Below are 15,712 nucleotides of genomic sequence, written 5' to 3' on the forward strand. Positions count from 1 at the left end.
CTAGCTTTGTCTTGCTTTAAAGCATTCAGCGCTTACCTGAGATAAGCGCTGAAGCATAAAAGTTTATTCCCTTGGTTATTGTCGGTCGTAAGTGAACTGTTGCGCTTCATTTGTACTGTTGTGGTAATGTCCAAGCACCAACTCAGCACCTTTGTAAGATAAATGGCTGTCATCCGTATACATCGCATTGTTTGCTCCAACTCTCATTCGACATACGCCATTTCTGCAAATGGCATCGGTCAAGTCGACAAACTCAACGTGCTCAAATTGCTCAAAGTAGTTCACTAACTTCGCCACGTTTTGAGGGTGATGTTGTTTGGGAGAAAAGTCGCAGGCAGACTCTTCTGTCTCGCCAAACAAACGCGCTTTCCAAAGGCATTCTCCTACCGCAAACGGTGCAGAAGGGGTTGGACCGAAAACGACCACTTCCTTTCCTTTCAGTTCATTCAATAATTTGGTTAATGATGCTTCATAATCGGCTTGTGAAAGCTCTTTATTGAAATTAGAAGAGATAACAACGCGACGAATGGAAGGGGTACTTAGAATTGTATCGACAGCCTCATTGAAGAACTGTCGGCAAGGAACTGAGCCAGCACCTTTGATGGTGTCGACATAACCGACCGCACAGGAATCTTGAGTAAGTTGCACCACGCCAGTTGGTGTTACTTCGGATAGACGCTTCACGTAAACCATGCTGTGACTATTGCCTAACACAGCGATGTCGGGCTGCGGCGCAGACGAGCACACATCGTTAACGTTGGTGTTGCCGTTGCAATCTAAACCATAACCGTTGTTAACGCGCATGGCCTCGAAAAATGCGCTTCTTTCTGGAAAACCACCGTTTTTATGACCGATAACGCCGAACGTTAGCAAGGGCAACGTCAACAACACAATAACCACGGACGCAGTGCGCATACTCATGGCTTTTCGGCTACGGAACGGCTTTTCAATAAAGCGCCAAGTGAAGTAAGAAAGTACAAAAAGAGTGACAACGTAAAGTGGGATATTGATGTCTTGTGTTGCATCCAACACGTAGCGGTAAAAGACAAATAATGGAATGTGCCACAAGTATAAGCTGTAGCTGATTAAGCCGACGAACACGACCCACTTTAGGCTCAGTAATCTACCGCAGACATTGTCTTTAGAGGCAAACAAAATCACCAACGCGCTACCGATGACCGGCACCAGCAGCGTAATGCCCGCACCATCTTGCGATTTTTCAAACAAAAGCGCGGAAGCCAATATCAAAACGATGCCAATGGTTGCCAGCGTATCGTTAGATTGAACTTGGACTTTTCTCATCACTAATGCGAGTAATGAACCGGTTGCCAGTTCCCAAGCACGAGAGAAGATCATGTAAAAAGCGAAATCAGGATCGTTGCTCGCGTAGACAATAGTCATCAAACTCAGCGCAAATACCGCGATGAAAAAAGTCAGGTAAAACGCGTTTTTGCCACGAGCGAGTAGCATGAGTAGCAAAGGAATGACAATGTAGTATTGTTCTTCAACGCCCAAGCTCCAAGTGTGAAACAGCGGGTTGGCTTGATCTTCTAAACCGAAGTAATTGTGGCCTTTTAAATACAGAAGAATGTTGGATGCGGAAAGAATGGAAGACACTGCAAACTGACCAACGTCTTTGTGTGCTTGCGGCAAAAATAGCCACCAAGACATCAAATAGCTGACGGCGATCACCACCAGTAAGAGGGGGAGTATGCGACGAATGCGTCGCTCATAAAAATCACCAAGGTTGAACTTCTGGTTTTCTAAGTCGTTAATCACGATGGTGGTGATCAAATAGCCGCTGATCACAAAAAACACGTCGACGCCAATAAAGCCACCAGCGAATTGCTCAACTCCTGCATGAAACAAAATCACCAACGTGACAGCAATCGCCCTTAATCCGTCTACTTCTGCTCTGTAAGTCATATCGTGTTGCTCCAACATTCCGTTTAATGAAGTAGAGCAAAATATGAACCAGAAATAATATTTATTTAAATCAGTACCTTAAATTGATTGTCAAAATGAAAATGCTAGGTGGGTTAACGAATTCCCAAATTGAATTTCAATATGGAAACCCCATAAAGAATGATCTTAAGAAGCGCTAAATCAAAGAACGTAAAGCGCGAGGCACTTAGACTTCATTGAAAATGATTACGCTAAAGAAACGATGACAGAGAATACGATTCAGGAAAAAATTGCCAGCTTTACTTGTATCGAAGAGGCTTTGAATTACTTCGACATCGAGTTTGATAGCCGATTTATCGAAAACAATCGAACCGAGTTGGTTAAGAGGTTTCACGGCTACTTAATCCTCACTAAACCGGATGATTGGTTTTCAGGTCGTCGTGCTTTAAAGAATGCTTACTGTAAAGTACAACGCAGTTTGCTCAGTAAAACGACGCGCTCTGCGTGCCGAGGTTGTACATCTTGTCAAAGACGTTAATTCTGGTGGCTTGCCTAAAAAGAACCCTGCATCTTGGTGTCACAGGGGGAAGAGCAAGGTTCTTTTGGTTTCGCTATTGGTTTGTCGCGAGTTACGAATCAGCTTTACGTAGATGAATTAACCCGCGTGATACGCAGGGTAGTCCACCAAGCCTTTTTCACCGCCGCCGAACAATGTGGCAGGGTCATGTTCTGCCAGCGGATAGCCATGCTTGATGCGGCTTGGTAAGTCTGGGTTTGCAACAAACGGACGGCCAAAGCCAATCATGTCGGCTAAACCACTTTCAATCGCGTGTTGCGCCTTTTCTGCGTTGTAACGACCGGCATAGATCAGTGTGCCTTTATACGCCTCACGAACTGCGGTTTTAAAGTCGTGCGGAGTGTCTGGCGCGTCGTCCCAATCCACTTCTGCAATGTGAATGTAAACCACATTGAGTTTATCAAGCAGCGCTGCAGCGGCGGTGTAGGTTTCGACTGGCGTACTATCAACGGTGCCATTTAACGAAGTGAATGGTGCAAGACGAACACCAACACGCTCTGCGCCAATAGCTTGCGTCATCGCCTCTACCACTTCACCAAGAAAACGCAGACGGTTTTCAATGGAACCACCGTATTCATCGGTGCGATTATTCGCTTCAGAATCGATAAACTGGTTAACCAAGTAGCCATTCGCTGCATGAAGCTCGATACCATCGAATCCGGCTTCTATCGCGTTTAGTGCGGCTTGGCGGTACTCTTCAATAACGTTCTTGATGTCTTGTTTGGTCATTTCACGTGGCTCAACCACATCGACAAAACCCGGTTCGTCTGTGCCGTTATCGACAAATACTTTCACGTTTTCTGCTTTTAGCGCAGAAGAAGAAATAGGTTGCTCACCACCAATGTTATCAGGGTGAGTCACGCGACCAACGTGCCATAATTGCGCGAAGATAACGCCGCCTTTCTCGTGCACTGCATCAGTTACTTTTTTCCAGCCAGCAATTTGCTCTGGGCTGTAAATGCCTGGTGTCCATGCATAGCCTTGACCCATTGGCGAAATTTGTGTGCCTTCAGCAACGATTAGGCCCGCTTCAGCACGTTGAGCATAGTAGGTCGCCATCATGTCGTTAGCAATATTACCTGGTTGAGAAGCACGAGAGCGCGTCATCGGAGGCATAACGATACGGTTTTTTAATGAGAGAGAGCCAAGTTGAATGGGTTGAAATAATGCGTCTGTCATAGGAAACCTCGTTATTTTTGAGTTTGGATGAGTTCGATTTGGTAACCATCGGGATCTTTAATGAACGCGATGTGAGTTTCTCCGCCTTTCATTGGACCTGGCTCGCGAGTAACGTTGCCACCAAGCGCTTTAATTTTTTCGCAAGCGGCGTAAATATCTTCAGACCCCAGTGCCATGTGTCCGAATGCGTTACCCAAGTCGTAACTGTCGGTATCCCAGTTATAAGTTAGCTCGATGGTCGCGCCATCTGGTTGATCAGGGTTACCAACAAACACCAGTGAGTAACGGTATTCTTGGTTTTCAAAACGATCCAAAACACTCATTCCCAGAACTTTTGTATAAAATTCGATAGATTTGTCTAGGTCAGCTACACGGATCATCGTGTGGAGAAACTTCATAAGTCGCCTTTTCATAACGTTGCGTAATCACTATGCAAACCATATCGCCACTCTAAATAAACTGGAAATTATCGTTAATTATTAAAATGATTATTTAGTGTTATGAAAAGCGAGGTTGCTGGCCCTGCAACATGCAAACAAAGATTACTCGCCGTTTCTTTTTAATTGTTGGCATATGCTAATTACTCTTTTGAGAAACCGAGTAACTATCATGTCCACAAACAGCTACTGTCATTACACTCACGAATATCATCATCAATGTGCGGTTTGTTCTTCAATTAATGTGAATCCGAACTCTTTGGCCGTGAACTACCAATACCTAGCCGATGGTTCTGTTGTCGGAGAGTTTCACGTTTTACCGCGTCATCAAGGTTACACAGACCTGTTGCATGGTGGTATTGCCAGTTCGCTTCTCGATGGTGCAATGACGCATTGTTTGTTATCTAGAGACATTCAAGCCCTTACGGCGCAGTTGGATGTGCGCTACCATGCACCTATTCAGTTAGATGATCGAGTCACGATTACTGCACACTGTGAAGGTGAACGACGCGGTATATATCAACTGGTGGCTCAATTGCGGGTCGAAAGCGAAGTTAGAGTGACGGCTAAAGGGAAGTTTATTCGTCCTAAAAAGGCATAAATAAAAACGTGTTCTACGGAGAGGCAATGAAGAAATTTGATGAGCTGTATGCAATTGCGACGAGAAAATCTCAATATGACCAAACCAATACTTGGTTTAAAGGCGTAGAGACTTATCTGGAGGCCATTGGCAAAGAAGTTGATGAAGTCCGCGAAGAGATTCGTGAGGATCGCCTTTGTCATTTGGAAGACGAGTTAGGCGATGTGTTGTGGAACTACCTTAACGTATTAAAAGCGTTGGAAAGAGAAAAGGGGATAGATCCTGAGAAAGTACTCGAAAGAGCCTGCAACAAATACGATCAGCGTGTATCTGCGATTGAGTCGGGACGCAGTTGGGATGAAATAAAACAGCAGCAGAAACAAGCCTTGAACGCAGAGCATGAAGTCGCGCAGTTAGAAGATGTAAAGAGCCAATAACTGCGCTTGGTATTGAAAGGATAGATTAATAGGGAATACCTAGTCAGCCCTTGGAGCTGTTGACCAACAGTAGGTCACAAGGTGGTTGGTCAAGTAACGTGTCTACAGTGCTGCCAGACCAAAATTGGGATGACATGCTTCGTTTACATGCACCCATAATCAAAATCGCTGCTTGTGATTGCTTAACTGCTTTTGGTAACGCCGTTTCAGGGTTTCCTTCCGGTAATAGTAATGGAACTCGCGTTAACTTTTGCGCAGTAATAAAATCTGTAATGCCTGCTTTTTGATTGCTTAATATCTCTGCACGATAGCGAGAGAGGTATGGCGCGACGTATCGGCAGTAAACGAGCGTCATTTTCCCGCTTAAGGTTTGTTCTAATTTTGAGCCTCGCGAGACGATGGCTTTATCTACTATCGACTTTTCATCCCCTCGATGAAGTGGGTCGATTGCACAAAGCATGTTGGCGTGAGAAGGCCATGAACGCTCACTCAGTAGCAACAAGTCGCAATCTTGTTGTGCTAGTTCTGTGAGCATCGTTTGAATCTCGTGTTTGTTAAAGTGTCCCACGAGCAGTAAGTCAGTGTGGTCAACAAGTCGTTTCGCAACTTGCTCAACCCAATGGCTCCCTTTGAAATGCTCGTAAGAGAGCGTTGGTGTTTCAAGCTCTTCTTCTTCACAAAGTTCGACAATTAATGCGTTGAACTTTAAGGTCCAAGCTTCAAACTCAGCTTGTCTTTTTTCTATATGGTCAGAGTTGAAACTGAGAAAATGAGCGAATGCGTGATCTTCACTTCGGCGATGGTCTTCCACTAAAACTACAATAGGCTGAGCCAGCGCTGTCGAAAATTGAATCACTTTACGAAGCACCTTACGACTTGGTAAGGCGGCCTGCTGAGTCAGAAAAAATACAGGTGCCATTGATTACTCCATTATCAAACAAGGCGAATGAGCCTGACACACATTCAAGTCTATACCATGAACTGATGCAGAGGCGTTTTGTTTCTGCGAGCGAAATATAAATTCCGCAATTAAGTCAACTATCGCCTAGAATTTTAACATCAAGAATTCATGCCTTCGGATAGCACATATCGTCAATGCGGCGAATGTGGTAGTGAAAGCTTTAGGTAAAAGTAATGATAGATTCTAACCAATTGCAAATTAACCGCAAAGTGCCACATTTGCTTGCTGAGATCATTAAAGCGATAGAATCGACCGAAGACTTGAGCTTTTTGAAAGACTATCAAGAAGCACAGATTGCGAACATTTTGGAATCGGTCAACATTGCTTACCGTAAGCGTGTCATAGAAGCAGTGCCGCTTGAGAAGTATTGGACGGTATTAAATTTGCTCCGATACGACACCGCCAAGCACATTCATCAATCACTCAATAAAGAATTACAACATGAACGCTTGGCGTACATAACGGATTCAGAACTGATCATCTTTGCGGACTTTCTACCGACCGAATTTGTAGATGAATACCTTATTGATCAAAGTGAAGAGTCTGTCGCGCATATCCAACAAGCATTGTCGTATGAAGACAACAAAGTTGGACGTTATGCCGAGCCTCACTTTCTGGTCGCAAACCCTAAAAACAGCGTAGGAGGCATAAAAACCGAGCTGCTAAAACGCGGGCAAAGTCCTGTGCGGTTGATTATTGTGCGTGATGCAAGTGGTGTGATTGGTACGATAGAGCCGCATACCCTGTTGCTGCACGAAAATCATATCAAACTTACCGACTTGACCGTAGTTACGCCAATTCTAGAAGATATTCAAACGATTCAAAGCGTCAGCAAACAAGTCTCGATTGATGGTGGAGCACATTGGTTTCCTATCATGGCTGGTGGCAAAATTATGGGCGTCTTGTCGATGGCGACCATTGCGATTACGTTGCGCGAACTCAGCCTACAAGCTGTAGTGGCAGAAAACGTACGAAGCGAAGAAGATTTGTTCACACCATTAAGCGTGGCGACAAGGCTAAGAGCACTTTGGTTGGTGATTAACTTGCTGACCGCTTTCGTAGCCTCCGCCATTATTGGGCTTTTTGATAATGTGGTCGAGCAAGTCGTTGCGCTTGCTATCTTAATGCCCGTTGTGGCGAGTATGGGCGGCATCGCAGGTAGCCAAACCTTAGCGGTGGCCATTCGGGGTATCGCATTGAACCACTTGCACCAAAGTAACTTGAAGCTATTGGTGAATAAGGAATTAAAAATCGCCACCATTAATGGGTTAATTATGGGATTGGTGATCGCGGGTGTCGTTTACATGGTGTTTGACTCTTTGCCATTGGCGCTTATTATTTGCTGTGCCATTTTCCTCAATAGTTTGGCGGCCGCGGCATCGGGTACGTTGATACCATTCACGTTGAAAAAGTTTAACATTGACCCCGCCGTGGCTGGCTCGGTAGTATTGACGACCGTTACCGATGTCGTCGGTTTCTTTGCGTTCTTAGGCTTAGGTGCCATTTTCTTGATATAGATATCCAATTGACGTGTTAACCAGCAGAACCAATCGCACCATTTCCTAACCCAATATTTTGGGTACGTTTGGTTCGCTCAAAATTCCTCCGTTTTTCATAAACGCTGAACACGCCGTTTAAGCTTTCATTTCATCAATATTTTTCACTGCTCATTTCTACCCCAAAACTTTCCACTAACGATCTCGCTTAACGCTGGCGTGCCAAATGCCATGCCAATTTCAAACGCCAAATGATGCCAATTTTCTTGGCTGTACACGCATTACTTCACTCAAACAAAAAATAAGGAAAAGATTTTGAACAAACTCATCGTATTCACTGGTGGTCCCGGTGCAGGAAAAACCTCGGTTATCGAACAACTAAAAACACAAGGCTTTATCTGCGCGCCAGAAACCGGCCGTCAAATAATACAAACGCAGGTTGCCAATCACGGTTCAGCATTACCTTGGAATGACAAACAAGCTTTTCGAGACGAAATGATGAAGGCAGAAGTGAGTAATTACCGAGCTTTCAATGCCCACCAAGGGGACGTGTTTTTTGATCGCAGTATTGTGGACGTATATGGCTACAGTAAGTTGGAACAACTTCCAATCTCGCATGAGCTCATCACGCATTGCCAGATGCTTCGTTATCATTCTCAAGTATTCATTTTTCCACCGTGGACGTCGATATTCAGCAACGACGAAGAGCGAAAGCAAGATTTTTCTGAAACGGTGGCTACGTATCAACAGATGGTCAACGCTTATCACAAATTTGGTTATCAATTGATCGAAGTGCCCAAAATGTCAGTCGAAGACAGAGTAGCGTTTATTCTCGGCTCAGTCATCGAACAAGGCTGAAAGATGATTGATGCAAACAAATGCGTAAGGCTATTGTGAGCACGACAACAATATGCGTAAAGGGAGTTATTTATACTGGATAAAATTCAATAACTTAATTGAGTGTTATGTCTTTTAAATATCTTACCTTATTGCTCGCAACGACGAGCATGAGCAGCTTTGCTGATGTAGGCCTGCCTTCGGGGGATGATTGGTTAAACCATGTGACGAATGGCCTAGCCCCATATTGGATGATGGAAAGCGCGCATGGACAACCTGCGGGGAATTTTCCGACTTTTCGTTGTGATAACGGTGTCATTCTCGACCCACAAAAGCCGTGTGGAGAATTAAACGAAGGGTGGATTAGCCCGCACTTCGATCGCGAATACACCCGCATGAAATCGCGCCAAATTTACGCTTATGGCGTGCTTTTTCATCTTACGGGTGACAAGCAAGCATTAGAGCTGGCAAAGAAAGGGGCTTATTACCTGATTGATCATCTACAAGATGAGAAAAACGGCGGCTTTGTGAGCTTTACGCGTAGTGGGAAACCGGGGATGGAGTGGCAACAACGAACTTCTCAAGACCAAGCATACGCCTTAGTGGGTTTGGCGATGTACTACTACTTGACTCAAGATCCAAAGGTCGAACAAGCGCTTATCGACCAGCAAGCGTTTATATTTAAACAATACCGACGAAGCGATGATCGCGGTCTGGCGTGGGTTTTGAAAGACGGTGATGGGGAAAGTGCGAAGCAGCAAGAGCTAGTCGCTCAACTTGACCAGATCAATGGCTATCTGTTGTTAACGGCGCCACTTTTACCACCGCCAGCGCAAGCCAAGTGGAAGCAAGATCTGCAATGGCTGACGCAAGTGATGATAGATAACTACCATTCCGTCAAAGAGCAGCGCTTTTATGGCGCGATACACCACAAAGCGGTAATGATGCCAGATGCGAAACACAATGATTTTGGACACACCATCAAGGCGTATTGGATGACGTATCTGACAGGTCAGTTGTTGGAAAATTCAAAGTGGACAGAGTTTGGTTTCAAAGGAATGAAACACACGCTTAAGCAAGCGCAATACCAGCAAAACTTTGAGCAAGTCAAAGCGCTTTTCTCACCAGAATGGCAGAGTAAATGGACGCAAGAGAGCATTCCTGCTTGGCAATCAAGACCATACAAGCACTATAGCTCGTCTTGGGAATGGGCAGAGCTCGATCAAGCGGCAATGACAGTTTCTCTTGTCGATGGTTCGATGAAAGAAACGCTTCAATACACGTTACCCACTTTTATGGACGTATGGGTGGATCATCAATATGGAGGCGTCGGTCTAAGCCCTAAATCAACCAAAGCGTTCCATTGGGGAAATGGTTACCACCAGTTTGAACATGCGTTGGTCGGGTATTTGTACGCGCAACAAATGGCAAAACAGCCTGCCAAGCTTTACTACGCGCGACCAGCAGAGAATAAAATGCCACTTAATCCATATTACTTTAGCGCAGACGTAAAATCGTTGTCGTCACAAAGTGATGGAGTCACCACCGCGACATTCACCAATATTCGACCTTAGGTTGGTCGATGGTGATGTGTTAATTAAAGTCCGCGTAAAAGCCAAAGCAAAATTGTAGCAGTAATATCAATAAAGGCTAACCAACTGGTTAGCCTTTATTTTTAATAACCTTACATGTAATGGTGACAACACATATAGTTAACGAATGTTTATTTGTAATGACCGCTGAGTGTTTCTAACAAATATCTAACTATAAATTAACTTTCATTGATTAGGGTATATCTCACAACTAGGACAACTTAGAGCTTGGAACTTTATGCAATCCTGTTCATAATAATGGTTTTGAGAGAATCATTATGTACATTTCTATACTAACGCACGAGAGAGATACGCCGTTATCAATCAACTACATTAATTACATGTATCCAGCTGACAAACTATTTAGCTCTTGTGTCGAACTAAGAAGCAAATTAGATAATGAGAAAATTCCCGTTAATACCATAAAAGATACTTCTCTTGCGGGACCATTACGTAAGCTTCCAAATGATATTACAGGTGAGAAAAGGTTACAAAAGCTTAAGGAACAGATAGATCGCAACATGGCGGTTAAGTCTGGTATGTTAACCGATCGAATGCACTGGAAAAACAAAGCTGTTATTCCTTCACGTAAATTTTCGTCTCTAGCTCCAATACAGTCGTCAACTCTAGCTTCTACTGCAATGAAAGCAAATAGTGGAAGGGCCATGGCCTTAGGGATGGTATTACAGAAAGGCAGAGCTATGCTTCTCTTTGATATTATCCGACAAAACGTTAGAGTACTAGCTAATCGAGTACACAATGCAAATCTAGAATCATCTGGCTGCATTTTGATTGTTAATGTGAAGTATTTGAAAGTCGAAAGGGAATATGGGAAAGCTCCTCAACTATCTAGAGTTTCATTAGCAAGTATAATTCCTCAAGAAGACAAGTATAACTTTGATTCGAGTGCTTATGTTCGTGGTCAAATTGCCAATATGTGTGAAGCTAGTGCTAAAGCTCCGATCAATACAAAGTTTCAAATTGTAAGCGGTCAGTATGACGATTCATACTCGACAGCAGTCTTGTTTATCAAATGCACATGGGAATAACATGAGAATTGTTAACGTTTTATTAGTAGTGCTCCTTGTTACGGCATGTAACGATACTACGTCAAAGTTTGAGGCAACTAAAACGACAGAAAGCCTCCTAACTAAGAACCGAGAAGCTCCAGAGCAGTTGTACAGCGAAGCAAATAAATTTTATGAACAAGGTGATGTGCAAGGAGCAAAGTCTTTATTGATCAAAGCTATCGAAGTGGATGATGTTCATAGTAAAGAGCTTTTAGGGATAATCCTTCTGAAAGAGCCAAAAGTCATGGATGTTAAGCGGGGCTTTTCTTTAATCTCAGAGGCTGCTGATGATGGGTTGGCTAGTGCACAATTTTATTTAGGATCATGTTTGTATGATGATGGCTGTGGTTTACCTGAAAATAAGGTGCTTTCAGCCTATTACTTGACGCAAGCGTTAAATAATGGTGAAGGTGGTGCACAAATGCTACTTGGATTTCTAGATGAAGAAATAGGTGACACTGCGATTGATCAAAAAACATATGCGGTAGAGCTGAATCGCTATATAGAACAACTCAATTAATATTGCGGCTTAATGTTTTATAGGGTTTTAATCGAACCTCAAACAGAGAGTGCTGGACTTCTACAAAGCAGTAGAAGCCACAGCGAAGCTGCAACAATAATCGAGTGTGTAATAGAAAATAAAAAGCCGTCAGAACCACTGGTTTTGACGGCTTTTTATTTTATGACAGGTAGAGGATTCAATTTTCAGCGCGATAGGTCCATGAAAACTTAAGTGAGATTCCAATCACGTCGCATAGTCTCACTAGTGTCATTGGAAATAAATGAATTGTTTCTGATACATAGAACGTATTAACATGGTTGCACTGGGCCCATATGAGTAAACTTATTGAATATACAATTTGAGAGAGAGGGTTTAGTTTTAAAAAATAACAGTTAGTTGGAATCTAGGTTAAATGAAAATAAAACTATTTAAAAAGCTACAAGTTGTATTTCTTGTGGTGTTGTTTCTCTAGGTTGTCCAAGCGGAAGCATGATCTAAAACGCTTATTTTATTCAAATAAATGGAAGGAAATGAAAGTGGAATTAAAAAATAACTATTCAGAATCAGAAATAAACCAGCCACCATCGGTACTTCTTGTTACGTCTCTGTTGTGTCTGGCGTCCGTTTGTTGGGCTGCATTGCTGTTGGCCATTGAATATATTGTTGGGATAGAAATGAGTGGTACAGGCTTTCTTAGCACGTTAATCCCAGCCATGAGTGTTGGTTATTACTTCGGCTACAAGACTGGAGATGTAATGCCATCAAAAACAAGATGGTATGCTGTTTTACTGTGGACTTTAGCAAGTTTGGTAGTGTTCTCTCTTATCTTAATGTCGTTAGATATTTCTCCGTTTTATTTATTATCTGAGCTCGGTGGGGTAAGTATTTTTATTGCTATCATAATGCTAATAACGATTGGCATCGCCTACTTAATTTTAAAAAGTGGTGAGAAAATGGCGATTAGAGTATTACTCAAAGCCAAGGAAAGTCAGTAGATAAAATACAACAAACGATTCAATTAGGATCATGACAAGACGTCAGCCATAATGTGCTGGCGTTTTAGTTTCCTGTTTGTAGGATTTTTATCTAAAAGGCAAACCCATTTATTGTGTTGTAGTTTGAGTTAATGGTTTATGCCTTGTGCGCAAGATAGCTTAGCAGGTTTATGTATCGAGAAACGTGTGTATAATTCGCCACGAATTACGATTTATAGATATGAAAGGTAAGTATGGCAGTCCTCGAAATTCTCTCCATTCCAGACCCAAGGCTTAAAGTAAAAGCAGAAAAAGTCACTGATGTATCGACAGTACAAACGCTGATAGACGATATGCTAGAAACACTTTACGCAACGGGCAATGGTATCGGTTTAGCTTCAACCCAAGTAGGCAGAAAAGAGGCGGTTGTTGTCATCGATATCTCTGACGAACGCAATGATCCTTTAATCTTGGTTAACCCAGAAGTGGTGAGCGGAGAAAACAAAGCACTTGGTCAAGAAGGGTGCCTATCTGTTCCTGAGTACTACGCAGATGTAGAGCGTTACACGTCAGTTGTTGTTTCTGCACTAGACCGTGATGGCAACCCGATTACAATCGAGAGCGATGAGTTCTTGGCGATTGTGATGCAGCACGAAATTGATCACCTATCTGGTAACTTGTTCATTGATTACCTTTCACCGTTAAAGCAAAAAATGGCGATGAAAAAAGTGAAGAAGTACGTAAAATCGCAAGCTAAGTAATATGAAAGGAAGTAACTCACAACCGCGAGTTACTTCCTTGTAAATCAAGAATAGGACGGTAGGGAGAGCGGTTTATCTCTGCTTTTGGGGGACATAACGCTTTACGACCTTCATAAGCCTTTGAAATGAAGAACAGTCCATATGTGACTCATGAGGGCAGGTGGCAACATGGTTTAGGCTGTCTCGCACCGCTTTCAAACGTTTTATTTGCTCATCAATCTCAAGTGCCTTTTTCGTTAGTAAGTCACGATCGATATATGGCTTTGAAACTTCTGATTGATTCAACATTTCTGCCATTTCGTTAAGCGATATTCCAGCGATACGCCCCAAACTAATTAAATTGAGTGTATTGAGTACCTCTGGTGAATATTGGCGTCTCAATCCATTCCTTCCTATCGAGCGAATTAACCCCAGCTGTTCGTAGTACCTGAGCGTTGAAGTCGGCAATCCTGATTTTCTAACCACTTCTGCAATATCCATATTATTCCCCATTGACTTCAAGTTGGCTTTAAGTTGTAGCATGCAACTAAGACCTTAACAAATCAAAAACTTGAGGAGAGAAAAATGCTGCTTTTAATGGGATTGCAAGCGGTGCTAATAGGGATTGGTGCCACTTTGATAATGGATTTATGGGCATGGTTACAAAGGAGAGTGTTTGGTATTCCTTCATTAAACTATGCGTTGGTTGCGCGCTGGGTTTTGTACATGCCCCAAGGAAAGCTTATGCATGCGCCAATTATGGCGTCAGAGGCGATGCCGGGAGAAAAGTCACTTGGCTGGTTTTTGCATTATGCCATCGGCGTTACTTTCGCTTTGGCTCACGTTACTGTTTTTGGTCATCATTGGTTGGTAGAGCCCAGTCTAATGCCCAGCTTAATTACAGGCGTGGTAACGTTGATCTTCCCATTTTTGGTCATTCAACCTTGTCTAGGATTTGGTTTTGCTGCGAGTAAAACCCCAACACCTTGGAAAGCCCGTTTTCTTAGCACATTGGCGCATTTGGGTTATGGTTTGGGTTTATTCATAGCCGGGTTTGCAATCAAAGTTACGAGCCAGTATTTTGCATAGATAAAATGAGCATCATGCAAACGAGTGGTTTTTATCTATGATGCTCAACTCTTGGTTGTTTTTTGCGCTTTGATCATAGTTGACCGATATGTCTAAAGTCTGTTGCATTTATCCAAGACGTAAAGTCGGCGGACATTTAACATTGCCTTAACGTCAGAATGGCAAGCGGTTTACCAAGAAAAACTAAAATTATCTGGTTTGACATAAAGAATATTAAGGGTTTCAGATGGCTTCAAAAGTGGCAGGGATATCAATACTGAGTTTATTGGCAGCGCCAGTTGCGATGGGAGAAACAGCCAGTGCTTATGATTTATGTTTGCTAGACAAAATAAAGCAAAGCAAAGGTGAAGAAACCATAAAGAGCATTCGCGCGCAGTGTGAGCTTGACACAGTAACCAGCACAGTGCCCGCTGATCCAGAAATTGAAGAGCCTGAAGAACTTCAGGAAAGTTTGGTCGACAAGCGTTTGGAATCAGAACGAGAAAACGCGTTCGAACCGTTTAGTCTGGTCGCGCATCGCGTTAACTATATTCTTCCGTTTACATACAGTGATCGTGTAAATAAACGCGCGTATGCCGACACCAAATACGGCGATGAACTGCGTAAGGAAGAGGCGGAGTTCCAAATCAGTTTTAAAGTACCAATGAACTATGATGACTTGTTGTTTGATGGCGATGGTCTGTTTTTTGGAATGACTCTTAAATCATTTTGGCAGGTATACACGGGTGCAGCATCTCGTCCATTCCGTGAAACCAATTATCGTCCAGAGCTTTTTTACTACACCCCAACTGACTGGAAACCACTTGATGGTTCGACTTGGTTAGGTTTTGGTATTGAACATGAGTCTAACGGTCAGAGACAGGAGCTATCGCGAAGTTGGAACCGTGTCTATGCCAACGTAACCTTTGCAAAAGACAATTTTGCGGTTTCTATCCAGCCTTGGTGGCGTATACCTGAAGATGAAAAGACATCGCCTAATGATCCCAAAGGTGATGATAACCCGGATATCGAAGACTATATGGGACACTTTGAGCTATCGAGTGCTTACAAGTGGAATGGTTACGAGTTTACCTTTTTAGGTCGCCAGAACTTTCAAACACATAAGGGTTTTGCAGAACTGGGTGTGTCATTTCCGATTTGGGGCAAAGTTCAGGGGTACGCACAATACTCAGCGGGTTATGGTAAGAGCTTGATCGACTATGATCATAATCAGCAGCGGATTGGTGTTGGTATTGCAATTAACGGTGTTTTGTAGTTTTTCGTAGATGGATAGAAATTAACACTGGCAATTGAAATTTCAATATTTAGAATGCGAGGCTGAAATTGATTTCTAACC

General features: G+C 43.0%; 17 protein-coding genes. 12 read left to right on the plus strand and 5 right to left on the minus strand.

What is annotated here, in order from left to right; all coding sequences use genetic code 11:
• Positions 1-75: 75 nt before the first annotated feature.
• Positions 76-1,926: an acyltransferase family protein gene (locus MTF70_RS09485; protein ID WP_205461052.1), complete on the minus strand. Its 1,851-nt coding sequence runs from the start codon at positions 1,924-1,926 to the stop codon at positions 76-78.
• Positions 1,927-2,167: 241 nt separating this feature from the next.
• On the opposite strand from MTF70_RS09485, the gene MTF70_RS09490 reads away from it, so the two are divergent.
• Complete coding sequence (locus tag MTF70_RS09490) at positions 2,168-2,443, plus strand: nitrogenase-stabilizing/protective protein NifW (protein WP_017820985.1); 276 nt, start codon at positions 2,168-2,170, stop codon at positions 2,441-2,443.
• A 117-nt stretch (positions 2,444-2,560) separates the two neighbouring features.
• Here the strand turns inward: MTF70_RS09490 and MTF70_RS09495 are convergent, their stop codons facing one another.
• Together MTF70_RS09495 and gloA are read right to left on the minus strand one after the other, a co-directional pair.
• Positions 2,561-3,661, minus strand: coding sequence for an alkene reductase (locus MTF70_RS09495; RefSeq protein ID WP_054866340.1), 1,101 nt, complete (start codon positions 3,659-3,661; stop codon positions 2,561-2,563).
• A gap of 11 nt (positions 3,662-3,672) precedes the next feature.
• Positions 3,673-4,059 (minus strand): lactoylglutathione lyase, encoded by a 387-nt coding sequence (gene gloA / locus MTF70_RS09500; protein ID WP_005376490.1) that lies wholly within the window; start codon positions 4,057-4,059, stop codon positions 3,673-3,675.
• Between the two features lie 211 nt (positions 4,060-4,270).
• Here gloA and MTF70_RS09505 point away from each other — a divergent pair, with 211 nt between their 5' ends.
• On the plus strand, positions 4,271-4,699 hold the full coding sequence (locus MTF70_RS09505) for a PaaI family thioesterase (protein ID WP_054866349.1): 429 nt from the start codon (positions 4,271-4,273) through the stop codon (positions 4,697-4,699).
• Between the two features lie 26 nt (positions 4,700-4,725).
• On the plus strand, positions 4,726-5,115 hold the full coding sequence (locus tag MTF70_RS09510) for a MazG nucleotide pyrophosphohydrolase domain-containing protein (protein WP_054574607.1): 390 nt from the start codon (positions 4,726-4,728) through the stop codon (positions 5,113-5,115).
• A 43-nt stretch (positions 5,116-5,158) separates the two neighbouring features.
• On the opposite strand, the gene MTF70_RS09515 is transcribed toward MTF70_RS09510, so the two are convergent.
• A complete protein-coding gene (locus MTF70_RS09515; RefSeq protein ID WP_005376485.1) occupies positions 5,159-6,034 on the minus strand; it encodes a universal stress protein in 876 nt (291 codons plus the stop codon).
• Positions 6,035-6,249: 215 nt separating this feature from the next.
• Between MTF70_RS09515 and MTF70_RS09520 the strand changes: the two genes are divergently transcribed.
• From MTF70_RS09520 to def, 7 genes are all read left to right on the plus strand, one after another.
• Positions 6,250-7,593: a magnesium transporter gene (locus MTF70_RS09520; protein WP_248393946.1), complete on the plus strand. Its 1,344-nt coding sequence runs from the start codon at positions 6,250-6,252 to the stop codon at positions 7,591-7,593.
• A 294-nt stretch (positions 7,594-7,887) separates the two neighbouring features.
• Positions 7,888-8,430 (plus strand): AAA family ATPase, encoded by a 543-nt coding sequence (locus MTF70_RS09525; protein ID WP_054577844.1) that lies wholly within the window; start codon positions 7,888-7,890, stop codon positions 8,428-8,430.
• A gap of 107 nt (positions 8,431-8,537) precedes the next feature.
• Positions 8,538-9,983: an AGE family epimerase/isomerase gene (locus MTF70_RS09530; RefSeq protein WP_161441566.1), complete on the plus strand. Its 1,446-nt coding sequence runs from the start codon at positions 8,538-8,540 to the stop codon at positions 9,981-9,983.
• Positions 9,984-10,279: 296 nt separating this feature from the next.
• Complete coding sequence (locus MTF70_RS09535; RefSeq protein WP_033906510.1) at positions 10,280-11,050, plus strand: hypothetical protein; 771 nt, start codon at positions 10,280-10,282, stop codon at positions 11,048-11,050.
• Between the two features lies 1 nt (position 11,051).
• On the plus strand, positions 11,052-11,591 hold the full coding sequence (locus tag MTF70_RS09540; protein ID WP_033906511.1) for a sel1 repeat family protein: 540 nt from the start codon (positions 11,052-11,054) through the stop codon (positions 11,589-11,591).
• 512 nt (positions 11,592-12,103) lie between these two features.
• A complete protein-coding gene (locus MTF70_RS09545) occupies positions 12,104-12,568 on the plus strand; it encodes an ABZJ_00895 family protein (RefSeq protein ID WP_017635325.1) in 465 nt (154 codons plus the stop codon).
• 233 nt (positions 12,569-12,801) lie between these two features.
• Positions 12,802-13,308, plus strand: coding sequence for a peptide deformylase (gene def / locus MTF70_RS09550; protein ID WP_005388756.1), 507 nt, complete (start codon positions 12,802-12,804; stop codon positions 13,306-13,308).
• Between the two features lie 72 nt (positions 13,309-13,380).
• Here def and MTF70_RS09555 read toward each other — a convergent pair whose 3' ends face one another.
• Complete coding sequence (locus MTF70_RS09555) at positions 13,381-13,788, minus strand: helix-turn-helix domain-containing protein (RefSeq protein WP_021707542.1); 408 nt, start codon at positions 13,786-13,788, stop codon at positions 13,381-13,383.
• Between the two features lie 84 nt (positions 13,789-13,872).
• Between MTF70_RS09555 and MTF70_RS09560 the strand changes: the two genes are divergently transcribed.
• The gene (locus MTF70_RS09560; protein ID WP_005376471.1) at positions 13,873-14,376 is read left to right on the plus strand and encodes a DUF2938 domain-containing protein; all 504 of its coding nucleotides are present in this window, start codon (positions 13,873-13,875) and stop codon (positions 14,374-14,376) included.
• A gap of 226 nt (positions 14,377-14,602) precedes the next feature.
• Positions 14,603-15,631: a phospholipase A gene (locus MTF70_RS09565; protein ID WP_005376466.1), complete on the plus strand. Its 1,029-nt coding sequence runs from the start codon at positions 14,603-14,605 to the stop codon at positions 15,629-15,631.
• Positions 15,632-15,712 lie beyond the last annotated feature (81 nt).

Source organism: Vibrio sp. 2CM40D (genome assembly GCF_023161825.1).
GTDB lineage: Bacteria > Pseudomonadota > Gammaproteobacteria > Enterobacterales > Vibrionaceae > Vibrio > Vibrio alginolyticus.

What these genes read in the sequence shown, in the direction of transcription:
- MTF70_RS09485 (WP_205461052.1), bottom strand. Translation starts at nt 1,926, where the DNA reads ATGACTTACAGAGCAGAAGTAGACGGATTAAGGGCGATTGCTGTCACG.
- MTF70_RS09490 (WP_017820985.1), top strand. Translation starts at nt 2,168, where the DNA reads ATGACAGAGAATACGATTCAGGAAAAAATTGCCAGCTTTACTTGTATC.
- MTF70_RS09495 (WP_054866340.1), bottom strand. Translation starts at nt 3,661, where the DNA reads ATGACAGACGCATTATTTCAACCCATTCAACTTGGCTCTCTCTCATTA.
- gloA (WP_005376490.1), bottom strand. Translation starts at nt 4,059, where the DNA reads ATGAAGTTTCTCCACACGATGATCCGTGTAGCTGACCTAGACAAATCT.
- MTF70_RS09505 (WP_054866349.1), top strand. Translation starts at nt 4,271, where the DNA reads ATGTCCACAAACAGCTACTGTCATTACACTCACGAATATCATCATCAA.
- MTF70_RS09510 (WP_054574607.1), top strand. Translation starts at nt 4,726, where the DNA reads ATGAAGAAATTTGATGAGCTGTATGCAATTGCGACGAGAAAATCTCAA.
- MTF70_RS09515 (WP_005376485.1), bottom strand. Translation starts at nt 6,034, where the DNA reads ATGGCACCTGTATTTTTTCTGACTCAGCAGGCCGCCTTACCAAGTCGT.
- MTF70_RS09520 (WP_248393946.1), top strand. Translation starts at nt 6,250, where the DNA reads ATGATAGATTCTAACCAATTGCAAATTAACCGCAAAGTGCCACATTTG.
- MTF70_RS09530 (WP_161441566.1), top strand. Translation starts at nt 8,538, where the DNA reads ATGTCTTTTAAATATCTTACCTTATTGCTCGCAACGACGAGCATGAGC.
- MTF70_RS09535 (WP_033906510.1), top strand. Translation starts at nt 10,280, where the DNA reads ATGTACATTTCTATACTAACGCACGAGAGAGATACGCCGTTATCAATC.
- MTF70_RS09540 (WP_033906511.1), top strand. Translation starts at nt 11,052, where the DNA reads ATGAGAATTGTTAACGTTTTATTAGTAGTGCTCCTTGTTACGGCATGT.
- MTF70_RS09545 (WP_017635325.1), top strand. Translation starts at nt 12,104, where the DNA reads ATGAAAGTGGAATTAAAAAATAACTATTCAGAATCAGAAATAAACCAG.
- def (WP_005388756.1), top strand. Translation starts at nt 12,802, where the DNA reads ATGGCAGTCCTCGAAATTCTCTCCATTCCAGACCCAAGGCTTAAAGTA.
- MTF70_RS09555 (WP_021707542.1), bottom strand. Translation starts at nt 13,788, where the DNA reads ATGGATATTGCAGAAGTGGTTAGAAAATCAGGATTGCCGACTTCAACG.
- MTF70_RS09560 (WP_005376471.1), top strand. Translation starts at nt 13,873, where the DNA reads ATGCTGCTTTTAATGGGATTGCAAGCGGTGCTAATAGGGATTGGTGCC.
- MTF70_RS09565 (WP_005376466.1), top strand. Translation starts at nt 14,603, where the DNA reads ATGGCTTCAAAAGTGGCAGGGATATCAATACTGAGTTTATTGGCAGCG.